Raw genomic sequence first — 20,144 nt, forward strand, 5'->3', positions numbered from 1 at the left:
GGTCGGCTCGCGCTTCAGCTGGCACGGTGGACCACTCGCTGCCGGGTTGGCCTCCTGCAAGGTTGAGCGCGGTGACCGCCGCCGCGATTGCGGGTTCTGCGTGGCCGACCTCCAGCCAGGCTGTGCTGGCGCTCCGTGCCTGTTGCGCTGGGGTGTAGCCGAACTCGCCGCCGATGATGTCGTGGAGCAGGTCCTGCCCGTCGGTGCCACGCGCCTCTTCGGCTGCGCTGACGGCCCGACGGACGTTGTCTGCGGCGCCTCGATGTGACCAGGCGCGGGCGAGGACAGCCAAGGCCCGGACTCGTGCCACGCCCGCTGGAGCGAGAGCTACCGCCGTCTCGGCGTACTCGACCGCGTCCGCGGTCTGACCAGTCCAGTAAGCGATCGTTGCTTGCATGCCGCGTGCGTATGCCCGTACGCCGTCGTGCCCGGCGACCTCGCCGTACGTGTATGCCGCACGCGCGTACTCCATTGCCGACGGCCATAGGCCGAGATCCACGCTCTCACTCGCGAGCAAAGCTGCTGCCTGCGCAACGATGAGGTAAAGCTCGCGCTGTTGTCCGGGACGGCGTGTCCGCTCCAGCAGCGAGACGGCGAGGTTCCGCACACGCAGAGTCTCGCTGACGGCGACGGCGGGGGTCAGTCGCGCAAAGTCTCGCGCTACTCGGGTTGCGTCATCACATAGCTGCTCAATGGTGGCGTCTGACACGGCCCACGCCCCTGCGTCCATCGCGTGTTCGGTGGTTACCCGAGCGGCGTTCCTGATCGAGCGCTCCACGCCAACGTACGTGCCGTCCGGCCCGCCAGCAAACCCGTCACTCGGGCCGGGCAGGCGTTCGGGCCAGGCATGGGAGCTTCCGGGAAGGAGGTGCCGAGCGCTGGTGCCCGGGTGCCAGCGCCCTGGCGCGGAATGTGCTTGCGGGTGCGACTTTTCCCCAGGCATGTCGGGGCGGTGTACATACTTGTCGATCAGCGGGGTGGGGCCTTCGGGGCGTGCTGCGGTTCGCAGCGCTGATGCTCGGCGTTTCCGCCGGGTGAGCACGCTGATTCGGTCGTATTCCTGGGCGAGGATGCCACCGGTCTGCAGGACGGCGTCGCAGCGGACCCAGAATGCTCGATCGGGCTGCTGGCGTCCGGTCTCGGTGTTGGCCACGGAACTGCGGCCGTATTGAACGAGACCCGCGAAGACGTGCTGGGTGTGTCCGGCGCTCTTGCGTAGCTGTGCGAGTTGGTGGCCGAGGCCACGCCATGAATCGGTAACTTCCTCGCTGTCAGCCATGATTGCTTCCCTCACGAGCGGAGGCTTGCGATAACGATGGGCTAGACCATAGCTGCTCCTTGTGATGGTCGGTTGCACGATTGCGGCGGAAACGGCACCGCGGCGCCGGCACCGGCACCGGCTCGTCACCGATGGCACGGAGTGATGGTTGCGCAGGTCGCGGGCCGGTTTCGTCAGGCAGCCTGTCGGCGGAGTTGCACTGGTTCAACCCACGAGGAGCGCTTGTCGGAGTTTTGTCAATCTTTTGTGCGAAGGGCGGTGCACCGATCAAACAGCGTGGGTTGACCGTCTCGATTGGGCTTTGGAACAGGTGGCGGTCATCGAGGCAAGAGCATTCCCATGCCTGATCGAGCTGCTGCGGCCTGTACTTGAGCGGCGATCGCGATGTCATGCACCCCCATGCCGAACGGATTGATGACGACGCGGTGGTGAGGGTGAACTGGTCGTTCGTAACGGCCTGACACGACGGTAGCTAGGTCAGCGTCGACTCTGCGTCCGTAAGTCGTGTTTGCCTTGGTAGGTCCTATGACCGCGCCTGTGCGGGCGAGCTGCCCGAGTAGGCGGTGATGGTCGTTCCTCACGAGGTTCCAGTCGTCGACGATGAGGTGGTCGCTTCTGAGCAGGAGCGCCTCTGTGGCGTCGTCGAGGGAGACGTTGAGGAATGTCGCGCCTGGCTGAAGCCAGTCGAGTTGCGCGTACGGGGTCGTCGTGGTGGTGACTGCGATAACCAGATCTGCGCCCCGGACCGCTGCTTCCGCGTCGTCGGCGACGTGGATTCCTGTCTGCCGGCTGTGGCTATCGGCGAATCGTTTCGCGCGCTCGACGTTGAGGTCAAAGGCGAGAATGCGTCGCAGGTTGGCGCAGAGGGGTGTCAGCAGGGTGAGATGGGTGGCGGCTTGCCGACCACAGCCAAGGACGGCGATGCTGCGGACCGCGGCCAAATCGCGCAGTGCACGTACGGCGACGGCGGAGACGGCTGCCGTACGAAGCGCGCTGATGACCCCGCCCTCCATGACGCAGGTTGGCGCGGCAGTCGCATCGTCGTGCAGCACGATGAGGCCGTGGGCGCGTGGGAGTCCGCGGTCAAGGTTGCCTAGGCACGAGTTGATGACCTTGCAGCCGTGGGTGTTGCTGGAGGTGGCTGGTAGGACGAGGCTGCGGGCGGCGGTGCCGTCGGGCGCGGTCCATCTGAGCGCTGCCTCCGCGCCAACGCCCGCGGCTCCGTGCGCGACCCGGCGGAAGGTGTCCTCGACGATGGCGAGGGGATCGATCGACTGGCACAGCTTCGTGACGTCGGCCTCGCTGAGATACAGCAGCGGCTCAAGGCTCATAGAAGATGCCTCCTTGCGGTAGAGCGGCGTTGTAAAGGGCGCTGATGGCGTCGGTGTCGCTGGCCGTCGATGGTGGCTCGGCGGTAGCGGCGTAGATGCTGTTCTGGTATCGGTCGCCGCCGTCGGGGCAGAGGCAGGCGATGTCGCTGATGGCGGGGTCCTCGATGGCCAGCCGCGTGGCGGCGGTGACGGCGGCGCCGGCTGAGCCGCCGAGTGACATGCCGGTGCGGGCTCGGATGACGCGGCAGGTGTGTGCGGCGTCGTCGTCGGTGATGTGGATGATGCGGTCGCACTCGTCGGGGCGGACGAGTTGGGAGACGAGGCCGGAGCCGAAGCCGGGTATTTTGCGGGGGCGCGGCTGGAGTGGTCCGCCGGTTGCGGTGGAGCCGACGGCGTCGACGGCGACGACGCGGACGGTGGGGGCGTGCTCGCGTAGGTGTGCGGTGACGCCGGCCAGTGTGCCGCCGGTCGACACGGGGATGGCGACGGCGTCGGGGAGCCCCAGCGCGGCTGGGCCGAGGAGTTCCGGGCCGGTGGTGGCGGCGTGGGCGGCTGGGCCGGCGGGGTTGCTGTACTGGTCGGTCCACGCGGTGTCGGGGTGGTGGAGCCGGAAGGCGTGGACGGCGTCGATGCGCGCGTGGACCTGGTGGATCGGGTCCGCAGTGTCGACGGTGACCAGGTCGGCGCCTAGTTCGATCATCCGTGCCAGGCTGTAGGCGGGTGTGGTGGCGTCGACCATGAGGGTGCACCGGTAGCCGCGCTCGCGGCACAGGCCGGCGAGGGCGATGCCGAGGTTGCCGGATGTTGACTCGACGACGTGTCCGCCGGGTCGGAGAGCGCCTTGGGCGACGAGGGAGTCGAGCAGGGCTTCAGCGGTGCGGGCCTTGACGGAGCCATACCGGTTTTCGGCTTCGAGTTTGAGGCGCAACCGCACGGTTCGAGACGGCAGTGGCACCTGCAGGACCGCGACCGGAGTCGCCGCGCCGCCGGTGGCTGAGGTGCGCAGTGACGGCTGCGATGCTGCCCGCGTCATCTCACCACTGACCGGGGCGAGTGCAGGAACTCGTCGCGCAGCGCCGCGTCGAAGCGGACCGTGCCGAGTAGCGCGGTGGTGATCGTCTCGGTGCCTGGTGCCTGGGCGCCACGCAGGGTCATGCACAGGTGCTCGGCGCGAACGAGGACGCCGACGCCGGCTGGGGCGAGGTGTTCGGCGAGGTAGGTGGCGATCTGCTGGGTCAGGCGTTCCTGGACCTGGGGGCGTTTGGCGGTGTGTTCGACGAGCCGGGCCAGCTTTGACAGCCCGACGATCTTGTCGGTGGGTTGGTAGGTGACGTCGGCGGTGCCGTGGAACGGCAGCATGTGGTGCTCGCAGAGGCTGTGGAACGGAATCGCTCGGACGGTGACGAGGCGGTCGTAGGCGGCGTCGTTCGGGAAGGTGGTGAGGGTGAACGGGCGCGGGGTGAGCAGTTCGGCGTAGGCGGCGACCATCCGGGTCGGGGTGTTGGCGGTGGCGGGGTGGTCGATGTCCATCCCCAGTGCCTTGAGGAGTTGCGTGGCGGCGTCGCGGGCGGACTCGAGGTCCGGTGGGGCGGTGGTCGTGCTGGGGTCGGTGGTCATGGGGTGTCCTTGTCGACCGGGGGCAGGAGATGCGGACGCCGCGCCACGACGTCGCGGAGGAAGGACAGCTTGGAGTAGTAGCCGAGCTGGGCCGGTAGTGCGTGCTCGGCGAGGACGCCGGCGACCCAGTCGGTGATACGCCCGACTTCGGTGAAGACGGCGGGTTCGTCCAGGGGTAGCACGCTTCGACTGCGTAGGTATTCGACCTCTACTTGGACGAGCGTTTCGGTCGGTTCGGCGTGCAGGGCGCAGCGGTCGACGAAGATGCCGTAGTGGTGGCCTGTGCGCAGCGACTCGAACTTGATGTCGTAGCGCATGCGGCGGAACCCTGGCATGGGCTGGGCGAGGAGCCCGAGGGTGTCACGTACGTAGCTGTCGAGGGGGACGGTGATGGTGACGTCGATGTCGACGTGCTCGTGGCGGACCAGGGCGTCGGTGTCGTAGTTCTTGCGTTTGACCTGGTAGAGGCCGGGCTGGGTGTAGAGGAACGAGACGTAGCCGCGCTGCGGGCCAGGTCCGTGGACCTCGAAGAGGGTGTTGGTGAAGTCCCACGTTTCGAGGGGGTCGCGGAAGCGGGGTGCCATCTCGGGTAGCGCGCCGTTAGCGACCCGGTCGTGCAGGTCGACAGCGAGGGGCCACAGGGAGGTGTCGCGCGGCAGCGTGAACTTGGTTTCGATTTCCTTGCCGAGGTGGGCCTGGCTGATGGCACCGTCGAGGCTGTTGAGCTGCGCGGCGTGCGTGCCATGGCGGGTGACTGCGTTGGTTATCCAGCTGACGGGATCGGTCGGGTCACCGGTGGGGGTAGGGGTCGTGCGGATGAAGCATCCGGCGTCGGGACGCAGGTGCACCCGGCTGTAGGTGTGCCATCCGTCGGGGTGGGTGGTGGCGCAGAACAGCGGTGTGTGGCCACGCGGGTCAGCCCCGCCGATCGTGGCCAGCGCATCGGTGAGCGTGCGGCCAAGGTGCAGACCGGTCAGCAGGTTGTCGGCCGGGATCTGCTGGGTGTGCTGGCGGGCTCCGTCGTAGGTCCGGGTGATCACGGGCAGGAGTCGGTTGTTGCTGAAGCTGGCAATGATGGTGTGCGGCGTGCCCGGCTGTGGCGGTGTGGGCACGGTAACCACGGTGATCGGCTCGTCCCGGCGCAGTTCCCGGGGGTGGTGGAGCAGGTCGGCGTCGGCGATGAGCAGCAGCGCCTGGCCGACGGCGGGGTGTGTCATTGAGGCTCGCCTCCCTGCACGGTTCGTTGGGGCGTGTCGTCAGGAACGCGTAGGAGGCCGGCGGTAGGGTGCCACGGGCGCCTCTCGCCCGGTCGTTGACCGCTGATACGAGGTGCGGGCGCTGTTGGACTTGTCGGGAGCCGGTGATTGTGACTACGAAGCCGACCATCGCCGCGCTGGCGGTCGTACCCACCGCGTCGGGTCAGGTGGTGTTCGTGCGGCAGCAGCGCGGCCCGTACGCGGGGTGGCTGCTGTTGCCGGGCGGCAAGGTGGAGTTCGGGGAGTCGGCGCACGACGCGGCCCGCCGGGAGACGGTCGAGGAGTCCGGCTTCGAGGTGGGCGAGCTGACGCCGACCGGGGTGTACGAGATCCGCGCCGAGGACGGCTCCTATCACTTCGTGATGTTCGCGTTCCGCGCCGGCACCGCGACGCGGGTGACCGCCGGCGGGCACCACGTGGACGGGGTGGTGCAGGCATCGGTCGATGAGGTGCAGCCGCACCCAACGGTGATGCAGATCCTCAATGACGCCGGCGTCGCCAGCTACCCGGTTCGGGACATTGAGCAGGGCCTGCACCGGGACGGGATTCTGATGCGTGGGTATCTGACCGCAGCTCCGGCCGCCGTTGTCTGACGTGCTCACTGTCCGGCCTCCGCCGGCTCTGGGTCCCACTGAACTCCACCGCCGAGGATGCCGTCCTCGGCCACCGTGCAGCGCACCCGCCGGTGCGTGCCGTACCGCTCGTTGATCGCGGCGACGAGTCGTTCGGCGAGTTGCTCGCAGCTCTGGGCGCCAAAGTCCAGCGGTCCGTCCGGGTGGTCGGGCGGGTTTGCGAACGAGCCGAGGACGGTGGTGAGCCAGCGGGCGACCGCGTTGATCTCCAGCTCGCGGTCGCCGTGCTCGACGGAGATCTCGACGGAGGCGACGAAGAGGTGCCGGTGAGACGAGGCGAGGTACCCGTCGGGTGGGTTGGCGCCCGGCCACCGGTGCAGCCCTTCGACCTGGGTCGTGACGTGGATGTGGCGGGTCAGCGCCATGTCGCCTCCTGCTTACTGGGTGCCTCGGCGGGCAGGGGCGGGAGTCCGGCCGCGTCGCGCAGCAGAGCGACGTGCCGGTGGGCGGTGGCGAGCCGCATCGGGTCGAGGACGTGGTCGTGCAGGTTCGGTTTGTCCGGTGCTTGCCGCGCAGCCCGGCCCGTGCTGGCGTCGGCGGGCAGGTGGTGGGCGGCGTACCAGAAAGCGAACGACGAGTCGTTGCCGGTGATGAACGTGTCGTAGCCGCGTTTGCGGTGCTGGCGTAGCTCCCAGATCAGGGATCGGTCGCCGCCGAGCAGATGCAGCGGTAGTGGTGGGTCGCCGTCGCTGGTGAGCGCGGCCAAGCAGTTAAGTCGGGCTTCGGCGACCGGGCCGGCGAAACACCGGGGTACGGAGAGCTTGCTCAGTCCGATCATGTTGACGCCGGGCAGGTTGGCGAGCCGCGCGTGGCAGTCGAGCCACTCGTGACGGGTGGAGCCCTGCGGCACGGCCATGTAGGTGAACCGTCCGGGTTCGGCTAGGTCGGCGGCTTCGGCCAGGAACTGGAGGGTGGCTTGGACGGTGGCGGGGCCGTCGTAGAGCACGTCGTGGCAGATGACGGCCGTCGGGTTGATCAGGTGCGCGGCACGGAGGACGGCTTCGGCGCTCATACCCTGACCGGTGGTCTCCTCCAGCTCGTAGGCGCTGTTGTCGAGCACGACCCGGATCCCGGCCTGGGCGCGGGCGACGAAGTAGGCGGCCTGGGCGGGTTCGGTGAGTACGAGATGGGTCAGCGCCATGTCGATGCTGCCGGCTGTGGATAGGCCGGCCAGGTGGGGTGTACTGGCGATGACCGCGACGTCGATCAACGTTGGTTCTCCTCGTCTGGGTCGGGGGCGCCGTGGCGGCAGTCGCGGCGCAGGAAGCAGGCGGTGCAGGCGGGTGTGCCGGCGGTGCAGGTGGTCCGGCCGACCAGCAGGAACACGAAGTGCGCCAGCGCGACGTCGGCGCCGTGGGTGAGTAGCTGGGCGATGACGGCGTCGCGCACGGTAGGGGTGAGTTTTCCGTCGTGGCGGGCCAGGCCGAGCCGGTCGGCGACGCGGAACAGGTGCACGTCAACCGGCATGGTCGTGGTGGTGCGGGCGGAGAACACCAGCACGCAGGCGGCGGTCTTGTGCGCCACCCCGGGCAAGCCCTCAAGGTAGGCCAGCGCGTCGGCGGCCGGGCCGTGCATGATGCGTTGGTCGAACCGGTTAAGGCCGTCGCCGGCGACCAACGCGGCGAGCTCGCCCAGCCGGTCCGCCTTGTAGGGCCCCGCAGAGCGGATGGCGGCGCGCAGCACGTTGCGATCGAGGGCGGCCAGGCTCTGCGGCGTCAGGCCATCGCAGAGCTGGTCGAGTGCGGGGTAGACGCGGCGGACGATCTCGCCGGTCCGGTTCTGTGACAGCACGGTGATGACCAGCGCCTCGAACGGCGGCGCCCACATAACGATCACGCCGCCGTACCGGTTCTGCAGCTGCGTCCAGATGGGGCTCGTCCCGACGTCGAGGTCCGCGACCTGGATCGGGAACATCCGCCGCAGCAGTTCGGGCAACTTGTCGTGAGGGTGACTCGCGGTGACGCGCAGGCCGCCGTCGCTCTCACCGACGGTGACGACGATCGGGTGGCCGTCCAGGTGCAGCACTCGGCGGTAGCCGCCTGCCGGATCGGGTTGCCAGGCCAGGGCGGGAATCTGGATGTCCATGGTGGCGTCCAGGTCCGGTGGCCTGGTGAACGGCAGGTCGAACTCGAAGGCGGTGGTGGTGCTCATCGCAGGCCCGCCACCCGGGCGTGGTCGGCGATGGCCTGGCCGGCGATCAGTCCGCTGAGCGCGGCGGCCGAGAGGCTGGCGGTGTAGCCGGCGGCGTTGCCCACCACGTACAGGCCGGCGATCTCGCTGCTCTGCCAGGTGTCTGGGTCGATGGGGACGCGGTAGTTGTAGTACTTGATCTCGGGTGCGTACACGACGCTGTCCGGGGCGAGTACCGGTGGTAGGGCGGCACCGAGGGCGGTGATGTAGCTGGCGAACGCCTCGGCCAATGGCGGCGGTAGCACCGCCCGAAGGTCACCAGGGCGGGTCTTCGGGTTCGACGCGTCCACGCCGAGCGGCTGTCCGGTCGCCGCGTCAGGAAGGAACCCGGCGAGGGGCTGCCGGACCGGGTAGCCGCCGGTGGCGGCAGTGATGGCCCGAGCCGTGTTCCGAACGTACGCCTTCGGGTCGGGGGTGAATGCCTCGGTGATGGTGGCCAGGATCGCCAGGTTGGACAGGTCGCTGCGCCGGTGCAAGAACGAGTGGCCGTTGACGCCGCGGATGTCCAGTGGGCGGTGGAATTCGTTGACGATGTAGCCGTGGCCGTTGACGCAGAAGCTGCGCACGTCGATACCGCCTGGGCTGGTGTGGTGGGCCTTGAAGTCGTAGAACTGGCCGATCAGCGGGTCGAGGGCGGCGGCCGAGGTTTCCAGCCGGATGCCGATGTCCGCCGGCCCGGTCTCCAGAGTGACGCCGGCAGCGGTGAGCTGCTCTTCCAGCCAGGGTGTGCCGACCATGCCAACCGCGGCGACGACCGCCGTGGCGTCGACGGTGAGCGGCCCGGAGCGGTCACGGCCGACGACCCCGACAACCTGGCCATCGATGATGCGCAGCTCGGTGACCTCGACGCCCGTGAGTAGCCGCACACCCCGGTCTTGGAGCTCGGCGCTGAACCGACGCCCGAACTCGCGGATGCCGTCAGATCCCACGTGCAGCAGCGGGTACGACTCGCCGCGCAGCTGGCTTTCGTGCCCCGCAAGTGCGGACAGTTCCGGTACGGGGGCGTAGTCGATGGCGTCGCTGACGTTGCGGCGGACAGCAGCGGCGATGGTGTCGAGCTGTTCTGCCTGGATCTCGGTGAACAGTCGTTGGGAGTGCGTGCCACGCACTGCGGACAGGGTGATCTTCCCGTCGGAGAAGGAGCCAGCTCCGCCTTCGCCCTCCAGCACGGGGCACGTGCGGCACTCGCAGCCAGGCCCGGGTGGGCAGACCCGCCGTGCCATCGGCCGCCCTCGCTCGGCAATCACGATGTCGGTGACCCCGGCGCGCAGCAGGGCGTCGGCGGCGAATAGCCCTGCCGGTCCGGAACCGAGGATCAGGGCGGTGCAGCGCAGGGTTGTCATGCGGCGTTGCCTCTCGACGTGGGGGCGGAGAGCCGGTCCTCGATCGCTACCAACGCGGCGGACAGGACGGCGGGTGCGGGCTGCTGCGCGTCGAGGACGACGACGTCGGCTCCCTGGCCGCGCAGCAGAGCAAGGCAGGTGCGGTAGGCGTCCGGTAGGCCGGCGGTGAATTCGGGTGTCTCCCAACGGCTGTCCGGGGGCCGGTCCACGCGGGTCGCCGCCACTGGCGCTGGCACGTCGAGGTACAGGTACACGTCCGGCATCCGCACCCCGGCGGCGCAGGCGGCGTAGAAGGAGGGATCGATCCCGTCGGTGTGGTGGTACGCCAGCCCGGACAGGTAGTACCGGTCGGCGATCACGACCTGCGCCGTGCGTAGCTGTGCCTGCAACGTTGGCTGTTGGTGGTGTCTGTCAGCGGCGGACAACAGTGCCAGTGCGGTCGGGCAGGCAGGTTCCTCGACCGCGAGGCTCCGCAGCAGGCTCCCGATTGGTGCGCGGGTGGGCTCCTTGTGCCGCTCAACGACGACACCCCGGTCACTCAACGTCTGGCACAGGCTCTCGACAAGGGTCGTCTTGCCGCTGTGGTCGATGCCCTCCACCGCTACGAACAGTCCCACCATCAGCTCCCCACCTCGACGACGCAACGGCGCAGGGCAGAAACACGCGTGGCCAGCACCTGCTGGTCGGGGTGCAGCAGCGCCGCCGGACCGAAGTCCTCCACCACCAGGGACGCGACCGCGCAGGCGTACCCGGCCGCGCTCAGCAGCTCGTCACCTTCGACCAGGCACGCCGCCAGTGCACCGGCGAACGCCTCGCCGGCACCGGTGGGATCCACGGCGGGGCGAGGAAACGTGGGGATCCTGTGCACGGCGTCGTGGGTCAGGACATGGCAACCCCGGGCCGCGTCGGTTACCACCACCGCCTGCCCTGATCCGTCGAGCGTCTGAGAGAACCACGTCAGCGCGTCCGCCACGTGCGTCACCGCAGCGAGGGCGACGGCTTCCGGCACCGAGCACACGAACACGTCGCAGGTGTCGAGCATCCGCAGCACCGAGCTGCGATCGGCGGCGATACGGGCCAGGAACGTGCCAGCGCTGATCCGAGCACGCCGGGCGCCGGGCGTCGCGCGCAGTGCTGTCGCGTATCGCAGCTGGACGCCGGGATCGCCCAGAGCGCACAGGTGAAACCCGGATGCGCCCAGATAGGCCGGCGGCATTTCGCCGGGAAGCAGGTATTGCTCATCGCCGGCGTGGTCGGTGCGGTAGGTGGCCCGGTCGTCGCCGTCGTAGCTGATGTCGAAGGCGAGGCTACGGCCAGGCAGGGTGATCAGCCCCGCGTCGCTGACCGCGGGCCGCCATGGCCTGCCTGCGGTCAACGGATGGTCGCTACTGATCCCGACCAGGCCGACGGTGGTGCGGGTGGCCGCAGCCAGTGCCGCGTAGAGCCCGCCCCCGCCGAGGACCTGCACCCCGCGCCGTCGCGGTGTGCTGATCCGGTCGACGGAGACACCACCGACCACGACCAGGCGGGGCGCGCCCAGGTCAGCGTCCACGGGCGTCCTCCCACAGCAGCACATGCAGTCGACCAGTCAGGTTCCACCCACGCTGCAGCGTCTCGTCCGCCAGCGCGCGAAGGTCCGCCACCTGCTGCCCCGAACGGGTACCCTCCGGCATCACCCACACAGGTGCCAATCCGTACCGTTCGGTGAGGTCGCCGATCGCCTCGAAGTCGCCCGACCCCGTGACGACGAACTTGAACACCGCCCGTTCCGTCGCGACGAACGCGGCCAGCGCGGCGGCGTTGATCGGCCGGTCATCGTCGGCGGCAAACGACGGCAGCTTCGGCGAGACGTTGAACCCATCCACCACGTCCGTTAGCGCGGCGCTTGGGGCGATTGTGCCGTTGGTTTCGATCTCTATCCTGCGTCCAGCGGCGGCGAGCCGCTCCGCCAACGCGGTCACGGTGGGCTGTTGCAGCAGAGGTTCCCCGCCCGTGATCACCACCAAGGCTGGCGGTGAGGCGAGCACCTGCTCCGCGACGGCCTCGACGGATGCGGTTACCGTATGGTCCCGCAGGTCGAAGCGGCGGGTGTCCCACGTGTAAGGGGTGTCGCAGCCAGGGCAGCGCAGGTTGCACCGGGAGAGCCGGACAAACATAGCCTGCTGCCCGGTCGACGGGCCTTCGCCCTGAAACGTCGGGCCGAACACTTCCGCCAGCAACAGCCGCCGGTCCGACATCGGCGGGAGCACGGTGCTCACGTCAGGTCCAGGACGTACTCGGCCCAACTGCTGGGCGTCTCGGACACCCGGACGATAGCCAGCCGACCGCCCAGATCCCCAACCAGGTGGTCCTCAAGCCATCGTGCGAGGTGCCATGCCAGCCGTTCGCTGGTTGGTGCGATGTCGCCCAGGACGTCGTTGAGGTGCCGGTGATCGAGGTGATCGTTGATGTACTGGCCGAACGGGGCCAGGTCACCGAAGTCTGTTACGAAGCCCGGCCCGGTGAGCGAGTCACCTTCCAACACCACCTCGACGGTGTAGGTATGTCCGTGCACGCGACCGCACTTGTGCCCCTCAGGCAGGCCCGGCAGGCGGTGCGAGGCGTCGAAGGTAAACCGTTTGCCAATGCGCCACACGCCGATCACCGACCAGCCGTTTTAACAGATGGCCGTCGCGACTGGTGCATCGCACGCGTGGCCAGGACCATCTCAGCGATCGTTTCGCCTATTTCCTGCGGCGACATGTCATTGACGTCCAGTTGAGTCCAACCGTGCTGGACCGTCCACGCGTCGAGCACTTCGCACAGGCGCCGCTGGTAGCTGACGTATGCCTCCCGGGTCAGGGCCACGTCGCCCTCGTGGTTGCCCGCTTCACTAATACCGAACGTCGCCTTGCGACCTGCGGCTGTCACCGGGTCAAGGTCCAGGCGGACGACAAGGTCCGGCTTCGGCAATCCATCGAAGACCGCAGCCGCCGTCGCAAGCTCCACATCCGGGCGCATTGCCAGCTTCGCCAGGAACTTGTAGGTCCAGGTGTCCGTCACCACCACGTGCCCGGCCTCGATCATCGGCCGCACGGCACAATGCGCAGCAGCCGAGTACCAGGCGGCCTGCAAGTACACCCAGTGCATGTCACCCAGTTCGAGGTACGGGTCGTCGGCGGGATGCTCCCAGATCAACGACCGCAGCTCAGAAGCATGGCGACGCACGTAGTCGGAGCCGAAAGCCGTGTTCTTCTTGTCGAAGACGACGGCCGGAATCTCACGACCGCGCAACGCCTCGGCGACATACCCAACAGCGGTCGTCTTGCCGGCACCGTCGATCCCCTCAAGGCAGATGAACAGCCCGGGGTTCCCGCCGACTCCTTGCGCGACCATCGCTTGCGGTAAACCCATGACAAGCGCTCCCTTCTCTTCTCGACGACATTCCCGGCTTTCGACTTGGGCCCTGTGCGAGCTAAGGCCGCCCACGCGCGGGCACCCACCGCAGCGCCTCTTTCTGATGAATTGGGATGCCTCTGACGACGCCGCGGCCAGCGATGTTGACCGCCCGGATGCGCGATGCCTGAGGTGAGTCCATCAGTGTTCGTAGATGTCGGTAAGTCCTGCCGGTTGGAACCGACATTCCGCTGACAACCAGGAGTCAGCCGCGACACCAGCTCGGTCCGGTGTCTGTCCGTCCTCGCCCGACAGCGAAGCGGCGATACTCGACAGGGTCGGCTGCCGGCGGGCGTGCGACGATGCTTCCATGAACCACAGCAGCGCCGGCTTGGTCATCTGGGACGTTGACGGAACGCTCATTCCCGCGGATCTGCGCTGGTTGAGGCGTGCGATCGCTCGGGCCTACGGCATGGCCGAGTCCGAGGTTGTCTTCCCTGACAAGAAGGTGCACGGCTATACGGACGAGTCGATTGCCATCGACACGGCGATCTCCTCGGGCGTCGACGCGGTGGCTGCGGAGGCCGGCATACCCGCCTTCCGTGAGGCCATCGCCGCTGTGATGCAAGAGGGCCAGCGGGAGCTGGCTGAGGTGCAGCCGCCGTATTCGGGTGCGGCGGCGAGCATCGCGCAGCTGCACGGCCGTGGTTTCATTCAGACCGTGTTGACTGGCAACCTGCGTTCGGCCGCCGAGGTGAAGCTGCAGGTGTCGGGCTTGGACGAGTTTCTCGATCTGCGCATCGGTGGGTTCGGGTCGGACGCTCGAGACCGCTTCCAACTGCCGGCGGTCGTCGCTCAGCGCTACTCCGCGGTCTACGGTGTTCCGCTCGATTCCGCTCGGGTGATCGTCATAGGGGATGCTCCGAACGACATCGCTTGCGCACGTCACGCCGGCTTCCGCGTTGCTGTGGTCGCGCACCGGATTGGGCGTCAAGAGCTGGCGTCCTACGAACCTGACCTGGTACTCGACAGTCTCGACCCACCGACGGTGGTGGCCGCCGTCAGTTCGCTGGTGAGTTCGGGCGGGTCGTCGGCTGCCTGCTAGGCGGCCATCTGCTCCTCAAGTTCGAGGACAACCGGCTCAGCGCGCCATCGGACCAACCGCTGTCGTGCTCGTTGAGCTCGGGCGATGCCTCGTTGGTTGCCGCCGGCCTTTAGCCGACTGTAGGTGTCACCGAGCAGGGCACAGCATCGTTCCAACTCGCCGGTCTCGGCGTAGGCGCTCGCGAGGTCCACTGCTGCGGCGAGGACGACGTTGACGTTCGCGGGGTCGTGTTCGAGCGTTCGCACAGCGCTTTCGAGCACCTTCACAGCCTGGCCGGGCTGGCCAAGGAGAAGATGGCATGTGCCCGCGTAGACGTGGAGGCGGGCGTTGCTCCAGTCGCTGTAGAGGCCGACACAGTCGGCCGGTGACAGTTCGTTGACCGCTGCTTCTGCTCGCTTCAGAGCGGCGGTAGCCTCGCGTGGAAGCCGTAGGGCGGCATAGGCCTGGGCCTGCTCGGCGGCTATCCGAGCTCGTGCGGCGGGGCTGAGATATGCGGAGGCGTGATCGGCCTCGTTTAGCAATCGCAGGCCGATCATGACGTCACCATCGGCTTCGATCAGTGTGGCAGCTTGGAGGTTGCTCTCGAAGATTCGTGCGGTGGCGCTGATCCTGCGGTCGCCGAGCCTGTCGCCCAGTTGGCGGGCGTAGGCGCAGTGAGCGATTGCGAGAGCACGGTTACCCTGCGCACTCCACAGCCTGCTGGCGACGACAGAAGCTTCGGCGAGCATAGCTCCGATATCAGCCCGGATGGGTGCGCGGCCGGCTTTGCGGTAGAGCGTCGACAGGCATTCACGGTGCGCTTCGATCAGCCCCAGAAGCGCGTCGGGTGACACAGCCTGGCGTTGCTGCGCGAGTATGTTGGTCAGAGTAGAGAAAGTGTTCCACTCGCCCGCTAGGTAGTCGCCGCCCGGGGTGCGGGCAAACGTCTCAAGAAGTGTGGAGGGCGATGGCTGCGGCGTGACCTCGAACGGCTGAGGTGCAGGGATGCCGCTCGGCACCTGCCGGACGCTGATGTGCCGGATTCGATCGTATTCTCGGGCCAGGCTGCCGCCGGTGCGCAAGATTTCATCGCTTCGGGACCAAAAGTTCCGTCCCACTCGCTGCCGTCCGGTTTCCACGTTCGCGATCGTGCTTCGTCCGTAGTTGGCGAGAGGCGCGAACGTCTCTTGTGTGTAACCGGCGGCTTTGCGGCTGCGGGCGAGCATTTGACCAAGAGTGATCCATGCCGCGGCGACTTCTTGCGGCGAAGCGTTCGGCATCAGCGGCTCCGGATGGATACGACGAACGTCCGCGCGAGGTGAGACGCGGTGGCGTGAGGGCACTGTAGCTGCAGAGGTGGGGTGTGTCGGGTCGTCAGCGGCTGGTTCCAACATTCTTCCGACAAAGTTCCGACATCGCCGTCGCGGCGTCTCGATCCCGCGTGGCCCGCGATCCTCGTATGCTCCGTGCTCGTGACCCGCGCGCTAGCCGACAACGATCATGAGGTTGAAGCCAAGTACCACGTCCGCGACCTGAGAGAGCTGATCAAGGCGCTCGCCCAGCGGCAGGTGGTGTTGACGGAGCCGTCGGTACAGGACGACCAGGCGTACGCGCCAGCCGGCTGGTCGTACGGGATGTCGAAGATCGGTGTTCCGTTCGCGCGTCTGCGCACGCAGGAGGGCCGCCATCTGTTCACCGTGAAGAAGCCGATCGACAACGAGATGGCGTGTCTGGAGCACGACTGCGTGATCTCCGACCGTGACGCGATGCACGCTGCGCTCGCCACGATGGGTTGGGTGCCAACCGTGCGAATCGTCAAGCAGCGCCGAACCGGCGTATGGGACGGCGTGACGGTATGCGTGGACGTAGTCGACGGTCTCGGTACCTTCGTCGAGGTGGAGCGCCTGGTTAGCTCCCAGCACTCGGGTGAGCAGGTGCAGGACGGGCTCGATGCGATGATTCGTTCGTTGGGCGTGCCGGTGCTGCGGGTCGTGGACACCTACGACACGTTGATATGGAACCTGGCGAGCGCTGCCGGCAGGATGTCGGCTCCGGTCTGACGTGGTCGATCCACGCCTGGCGCCGTCCCGGCGGTGAACTTGGCCGCCAGGCTGGATCTGCTGATGACACCGGTCAGCCTGAGCTGCCGCACCCGTTAATCGGCAGCCCGACTAGCTCTTCGCTACGCCGCCGCGCTCGATTTTGTTCAAGGGAACTGCAGGAGTGGCACGTCGTAGAGGTCGGGTTGGCGAACGCGTCGCATCGGCGGATCGGCGATCTCCACGATGATCATTTCGGTGAGGAACTGAACGGTCGCGGCGAGCAGGTGACTGGTGTGGGCGGTGGCGCTGTGCGCTTTCAAGCCGACGGTGAGATGGATGTGCGGCTCGACGGTGTCGGTGTCGGGGTCGTAGGCGAGGGTGCCGCCACCGAGGGCCTCGATGTTGGTCACGTGGACTTTGGTCCACACGGGGGCCTCGGGGTTGTCGAGGCGTTCGCAGGTGCCGACGATGTCCGCGGTGGCGAGGCCCGCGATGAACGTGGGGATGTAGCCCTGGCGGATGTCATGGGTGCGGCAGGTGCGGTCGAGGGCGTCGTAGAAGTCTTCCCCGTGGTCGAACACGGCAACGATTGTGCGGCCGGGGGAGACTTCGTGGCTCCGCAATTGAGGCTCCTTCGAGTTCGGCCATTGAGGGCTTCGGGAGGGATCGCTGCGACGCGTGGACGAGGCCGTCTTCGGTCGTGGCAGGCTGTCCGGGTGGCCTTTCTGCTTCCGATCGCGACGTCTGGTGACGAGCGTGTCCGTGCTGCGCGGACGGCGGTGTTGCCGGTGGGCAGCTTTGAGCAGCACGGCGAGTTCATGCCCTTGATCACGGACACGGTCGTTGCGTGTCTGGTGGCTGGGCGCGTTGCTGAGGACTATCCGGTGTTCTTGCTGCCGCCGCTGACGATTTCGTGTTCGCACGAGCATGCGGGGTTCGCCGGGACGGTGAGTATCAGTGCCCGCACGTTGCTCGCGGTGATCGAGGATGTCGACGAGTCCCTGAGGGCGTCGGGCGTGGAGAACTTGGTGATTGTGAATGGGCACGGCGGGAATTACAGCCTTCGCAACGCTGTTCAGCAGGCCACCACGGTCCGGCGGCGGATGGCGTTGTTCCCCGCCGCGGAGGACTGGAACACCGCGCGGGTCGAGGCGGGGTGTGAGACCACTTCTCACGAGGACATGCATGGTGGGGAGCTTGAGGTCTCCCTGCTGCTGCACGGGGCGCCGCAGCTGCTCCGCGAGGGGTACCAGGCGGCTGATCATTTGGCGGACGACCGGCCTGATCTGCTGACGGTTGGGATGCGCGCGTACACGTCGTCCGGGATCATTGGGCGCCCGTCGTTGGGCAGCGCGGACAAGGGTGCGGCGGTGCTGAACAGTCTGTCTCGGTCGTTCGCCCGAGTGCATGAACTGCTGGAAGGGTGAAGCCGTCGTTGACGCGCCGCCCTGGGTCACGTCATCTATGCGGGGTAGGCGATGCGCCGGTCGTGGATGTGCAGGATGGACCAGGCTAACGCTCCGCGAATGCGGTGGCGCTGGCCACGATGGTGTTGGTAGCGAACGGTGGGTGCGAGCCGTGTTGTTCGGAGCTGCCGATGGGAGGTTCGCTTGGCGGCGGGTTTCGTCGGCCGCCGTGGCGATCGTCCAGAGGTTCACGCGCCTAACCTGCTGCTTATCTGTGTGGCGAGAGCGTACCGGGCACGGAAGACGTGAACGGCTGGATCGGATCGATAGCCGGCGAGTTCGGCGTCTACGCGGCGCAGCGCCTGCGTGAGGCGGATGGATCCGGTCTCGGCGGCCAGGGTGAGGACCTTCTCGGCTTGCTCGGCGGCCTCCTCGATGCGGCTGAGCAGCGCGTACGCCGCCGCCAGCCAGGTCCGTGTCATTCCTTCGTCTTGGCGGTAGGTGCTAGGCCAGTCACGAAGTATCTCTTCGAGGATTCCGGCTGCGCGGCCGGGCTTGCCGAGAAGCAGGTGACACTGGCCCACATGGGCGGTGACGTAGGCGGGACCGCAGTGCTGCCCGATAACTTCCGGATCGTCATGGTTCTCGGCGATGGCCGCCAGATGCTGCGCGTTTCGTAGGGCGGTCCAGCACTCTTCCGCCTTTCCGGCCAGGGCGTTGGCCTGGGCCTGACGGACGGCGCAGAGTGCGCGGTCACGGGCTGCGAGGTTTGGGCTCCGTGCTGACGCCTGCGCAAGGGTCAACGCTCTGGGTACATCGTGGCGCTCCGCAGCACGTTGAGCCTGACGCATGAGGACGTAGCAGGCCATCCGGTCGTCGCCTGCGTGACGGGCGAGCGACAGGGAGCGGCGAAGCCAGTAGCTGGCGTCTTGACCATCGCCGAGATTGTCGGCCGTCCAACTCGCGAACTCAGCCCAACGGGCTTCGACCCGCTGCAGTTCCCGGAGCGTTTGCCCTTCAGCGCGCGCGCCATGGCGGTGGATGATCGCCAGCTCTCCACGGGCAACGTCATGGATTCGCCTTGGGCCGAACGCGTCATGGGAGGCAGCAAGAATCCGCAGCATTCCCATCCAATGCGGCACCAGGGCGGGACTGACGGGCCCTGGTGGCTCACTCGGCAGCGGAGTGGCTCGATTCTTCTCAGGATGGACCTCATGCCAGGGTTCGTTGCTGAACTCGGCAAGGTCAGGAACAAACGACAACAGGCCCATCCGGGCAGCGCCTGACTCACGACCTGTCGCGCCGTCGTCATGGTCTTGCCCCGCTTGCGGCAGTCCTGGGGCGAAAGGTGCAGCAGCGCGCAGTGCCGACGCACGACGCTGCTGGCGAGCGTGGACGATGATGGTGTCGTACGCCTTGACCAAGGCACCTTCCGCCTCAAGAACCGCATCGCAACGCATCCAGAAGGCGCGGTCGGGCTGCTGACGACCGGTCTCAGTGTTAGCGACGGAACTCCGCCCGTACTGTATGAGCCCAGCGAACCCGTGCTGTGTATGTCCTGCAGCGATGCGCAGCTTCGCCAGCGTTCGCCCGAGGTCCCGCCAGGCGCTCCTAATCTCGTCGCTGTCGACCATGGCTGCTTCTCCTGCCGGCGGACGCTGCGGTAACGGTGGGCTAGACCCTAACCGCCCTCGGTGACGAGATGTGTCCTGCCTGCCGCCGGCGCGTCTCCGGCATGGCTTCACCGTCACGGCCGTCGAGCTTCCAAAATGCCTAGGGGTACGAACGGGACGTCGAACATGTGTCGGCCTTCCGAGTACCGGAACCGCGCTCACCGGCGCCCAGCATGTCGATGTCGACGCTGTGCGCGCCGTGATCAGTGAGGCCGTCAAGGCGAGGTTGGTGCAGGTAGGCGGCGGCTACCAGACGGGGCAGTAGCCCAGGGCCGCCGTGGAGGTAGTCGAAGCGGTATCCGTTGCCGGCTCGGCCGATCCAGCTGTACGCCTGCACGTCCGGGTGCAAGGCCCGGTGCACGTCGGCGAGCCCGAGTGCGTCGAGGGTGTCGAGGAAGTCGTACTCGAAGGGTCGAAAGCCGGGGTAGCGGGGGTTGTGGTCGCGGCTGATGACGTTGTAGTCCCCGCCGACGACGAGGTGTGCGCGGTCGGCGGCGGATAGTCGGGTGAGTGCGTCGGTGACGGTGGTGAGGAAGGCCCGTTTCTTGGCGAGTTTGGCGGGTGCCCGGTCGCTGGAGGGGACGTAGAGGCCGAGGATTGTGACGTCGGGGTGGGTGTCGAGGGTGACGGCGGGGGCGCGGCCGGGCAGGCTGATTCCGGCGGTGAGGTCTGGGGCGGGCCGGCTCGGTATGCGGCTGGCGATAGCGCAGCCTCGGTCGCCGTCGAGTGAGGGCTGGTGGGTGACGACCATCCCGGCCGCGCGAAGGCCGGTGAGCAGGTGCCGGGTGCCGGGTCCGTTGCTGGTTTCGGTCAGGATGATCAGGTGGTCGTCGCGCTGGAGTAGCCAGGTCAGCAGGTTCTGCGCGCGTGCGAGCGCGGCGGCCTGCACGTTGATCGTCAGGATGGACAGCACGGG

The 20,144-nt window shown here is 67.6% G+C and carries 22 protein-coding genes; 4 read left to right on the forward strand and 18 right to left on the reverse strand.

Annotated features, from left to right (window positions below; all coding sequences use genetic code 11):
* The 5 genes from AB0C25_RS35430 to AB0C25_RS35450 all read right to left on the reverse strand — a co-directional run.
* Positions 1-1,279 (reverse strand): helix-turn-helix transcriptional regulator (locus tag AB0C25_RS35430; RefSeq protein WP_357379349.1); only part of this gene is annotated, 1,279 nt, incomplete at its 3' end.
* A 317-nt stretch (positions 1,280-1,596) separates the two neighbouring features.
* Positions 1,597-2,610, reverse strand: a complete 1,014-nt coding sequence (locus AB0C25_RS35435; protein WP_357310786.1) for an ornithine cyclodeaminase — start codon at positions 2,608-2,610, stop codon at positions 1,597-1,599.
* On the reverse strand, positions 2,600-3,643 hold the full coding sequence (locus AB0C25_RS35440; protein WP_357310784.1) for a cysteine synthase family protein: 1,044 nt from the start codon (positions 3,641-3,643) through the stop codon (positions 2,600-2,602). The genes AB0C25_RS35435 and AB0C25_RS35440 overlap by 11 nt, the downstream gene beginning before the upstream one ends.
* Complete coding sequence (gene folE / locus AB0C25_RS35445) at positions 3,640-4,227, reverse strand: GTP cyclohydrolase I (RefSeq protein ID WP_357310782.1); 588 nt, start codon at positions 4,225-4,227, stop codon at positions 3,640-3,642. Before folE ends, AB0C25_RS35440 begins: the two co-directional genes overlap by 4 nt.
* Positions 4,224-5,444, reverse strand: a complete 1,221-nt coding sequence (locus AB0C25_RS35450) for a hypothetical protein (RefSeq protein WP_357310780.1) — start codon at positions 5,442-5,444, stop codon at positions 4,224-4,226. Before AB0C25_RS35450 ends, folE begins: the two co-directional genes overlap by 4 nt.
* A gap of 149 nt (positions 5,445-5,593) precedes the next feature.
* Between AB0C25_RS35450 and AB0C25_RS35455 the strand changes: the two genes are divergently transcribed.
* Complete coding sequence (locus AB0C25_RS35455) at positions 5,594-6,076, forward strand: NUDIX hydrolase (RefSeq protein ID WP_357310778.1); 483 nt, start codon at positions 5,594-5,596, stop codon at positions 6,074-6,076.
* Between the two features lie 5 nt (positions 6,077-6,081).
* Here AB0C25_RS35455 and AB0C25_RS35460 read toward each other — a convergent pair whose 3' ends face one another.
* From AB0C25_RS35460 to AB0C25_RS35500, 9 genes are read right to left on the reverse strand one after another with little or no spacing between them, the layout of a single operon-like run.
* Positions 6,082-6,480 carry a hypothetical protein gene (locus AB0C25_RS35460; RefSeq protein WP_357310776.1) on the reverse strand — a complete coding sequence of 133 codons (399 nt, stop codon included), beginning with the start codon at positions 6,478-6,480 and terminating at the stop codon, positions 6,082-6,084.
* The gene (locus tag AB0C25_RS35465; protein ID WP_357310774.1) at positions 6,471-7,325 is read right to left on the reverse strand and encodes a hypothetical protein; all 855 of its coding nucleotides are present in this window, start codon (positions 7,323-7,325) and stop codon (positions 6,471-6,473) included. The genes AB0C25_RS35460 and AB0C25_RS35465 overlap by 10 nt, the downstream gene beginning before the upstream one ends.
* On the reverse strand, positions 7,322-8,266 hold the full coding sequence (locus AB0C25_RS35470; RefSeq protein ID WP_357310772.1) for a hypothetical protein: 945 nt from the start codon (positions 8,264-8,266) through the stop codon (positions 7,322-7,324). The genes AB0C25_RS35465 and AB0C25_RS35470 overlap by 4 nt, the downstream gene beginning before the upstream one ends.
* Positions 8,263-9,648 (reverse strand): FAD-dependent protein, encoded by a 1,386-nt coding sequence (locus tag AB0C25_RS35475; protein ID WP_357310770.1) that lies wholly within the window; start codon positions 9,646-9,648, stop codon positions 8,263-8,265. The genes AB0C25_RS35470 and AB0C25_RS35475 overlap by 4 nt, the downstream gene beginning before the upstream one ends.
* Positions 9,645-10,268 carry a dTMP kinase gene (tmk, locus tag AB0C25_RS35480; protein ID WP_357310768.1) on the reverse strand — a complete coding sequence of 208 codons (624 nt, stop codon included), beginning with the start codon at positions 10,266-10,268 and terminating at the stop codon, positions 9,645-9,647. The genes AB0C25_RS35475 and tmk overlap by 4 nt, the downstream gene beginning before the upstream one ends.
* On the reverse strand, positions 10,268-11,200 hold the full coding sequence (locus AB0C25_RS35485) for a PfkB family carbohydrate kinase (RefSeq protein WP_357310766.1): 933 nt from the start codon (positions 11,198-11,200) through the stop codon (positions 10,268-10,270). The genes tmk and AB0C25_RS35485 overlap by 1 nt, the downstream gene beginning before the upstream one ends.
* Positions 11,190-11,906 carry a 7-carboxy-7-deazaguanine synthase QueE gene (locus AB0C25_RS35490; protein WP_357310764.1) on the reverse strand — a complete coding sequence of 239 codons (717 nt, stop codon included), beginning with the start codon at positions 11,904-11,906 and terminating at the stop codon, positions 11,190-11,192. The genes AB0C25_RS35485 and AB0C25_RS35490 overlap by 11 nt, the downstream gene beginning before the upstream one ends.
* Positions 11,903-12,292: a 6-carboxytetrahydropterin synthase QueD gene (queD, locus tag AB0C25_RS35495; RefSeq protein ID WP_357379355.1), complete on the reverse strand. Its 390-nt coding sequence runs from the start codon at positions 12,290-12,292 to the stop codon at positions 11,903-11,905. The genes AB0C25_RS35490 and queD overlap by 4 nt, the downstream gene beginning before the upstream one ends.
* Complete coding sequence (locus AB0C25_RS35500; RefSeq protein WP_357310760.1) at positions 12,289-13,041, reverse strand: hypothetical protein; 753 nt, start codon at positions 13,039-13,041, stop codon at positions 12,289-12,291. The genes queD and AB0C25_RS35500 overlap by 4 nt, the downstream gene beginning before the upstream one ends.
* Before the next feature lie 352 nt (positions 13,042-13,393).
* On the opposite strand from AB0C25_RS35500, the gene AB0C25_RS35505 reads away from it, so the two are divergent.
* Complete coding sequence (locus tag AB0C25_RS35505; protein WP_357310758.1) at positions 13,394-14,128, forward strand: haloacid dehalogenase-like hydrolase; 735 nt, start codon at positions 13,394-13,396, stop codon at positions 14,126-14,128.
* Here the strand turns inward: AB0C25_RS35505 and AB0C25_RS35510 are convergent.
* Complete coding sequence (locus AB0C25_RS35510; RefSeq protein ID WP_357310756.1) at positions 14,125-15,387, reverse strand: helix-turn-helix transcriptional regulator; 1,263 nt, start codon at positions 15,385-15,387, stop codon at positions 14,125-14,127. The two genes, AB0C25_RS35505 and AB0C25_RS35510, sit on opposite strands and share 4 nt — an antisense overlap.
* A gap of 192 nt (positions 15,388-15,579) precedes the next feature.
* Here AB0C25_RS35510 and AB0C25_RS35515 point away from each other — a divergent pair, with 192 nt between their 5' ends.
* A complete protein-coding gene (locus AB0C25_RS35515; protein WP_357379358.1) occupies positions 15,580-16,167 on the forward strand; it encodes a CYTH domain-containing protein in 588 nt (195 codons plus the stop codon).
* Positions 16,168-16,313: 146 nt separating this feature from the next.
* Here the strand turns inward: AB0C25_RS35515 and AB0C25_RS35520 are convergent, their stop codons facing one another.
* Positions 16,314-16,772, reverse strand: a complete 459-nt coding sequence (locus AB0C25_RS35520; protein ID WP_357310752.1) for a DUF296 domain-containing protein — start codon at positions 16,770-16,772, stop codon at positions 16,314-16,316.
* A gap of 93 nt (positions 16,773-16,865) precedes the next feature.
* On the opposite strand from AB0C25_RS35520, the gene AB0C25_RS35525 reads away from it, so the two are divergent.
* A complete protein-coding gene (locus tag AB0C25_RS35525) occupies positions 16,866-17,576 on the forward strand; it encodes a creatininase family protein (protein WP_357310750.1) in 711 nt (236 codons plus the stop codon).
* Positions 17,577-17,803: 227 nt separating this feature from the next.
* Here the strand turns inward: AB0C25_RS35525 and AB0C25_RS35530 are convergent, their stop codons facing one another.
* The gene (locus AB0C25_RS35530; RefSeq protein ID WP_357310748.1) at positions 17,804-19,189 is read right to left on the reverse strand and encodes a helix-turn-helix transcriptional regulator; all 1,386 of its coding nucleotides are present in this window, start codon (positions 19,187-19,189) and stop codon (positions 17,804-17,806) included.
* A 139-nt stretch (positions 19,190-19,328) separates the two neighbouring features.
* Positions 19,329-20,141, reverse strand: a complete 813-nt coding sequence (locus AB0C25_RS35535; RefSeq protein ID WP_357310746.1) for an endonuclease/exonuclease/phosphatase family protein — start codon at positions 20,139-20,141, stop codon at positions 19,329-19,331.
* Positions 20,142-20,144: the final 3 nt, after the last annotated feature.

The sequence above is a fragment of the Micromonospora sp. NPDC048839 genome (assembly GCF_040649915.1).
GTDB lineage: Bacteria > Actinomycetota > Actinomycetes > Mycobacteriales > Micromonosporaceae > Micromonospora.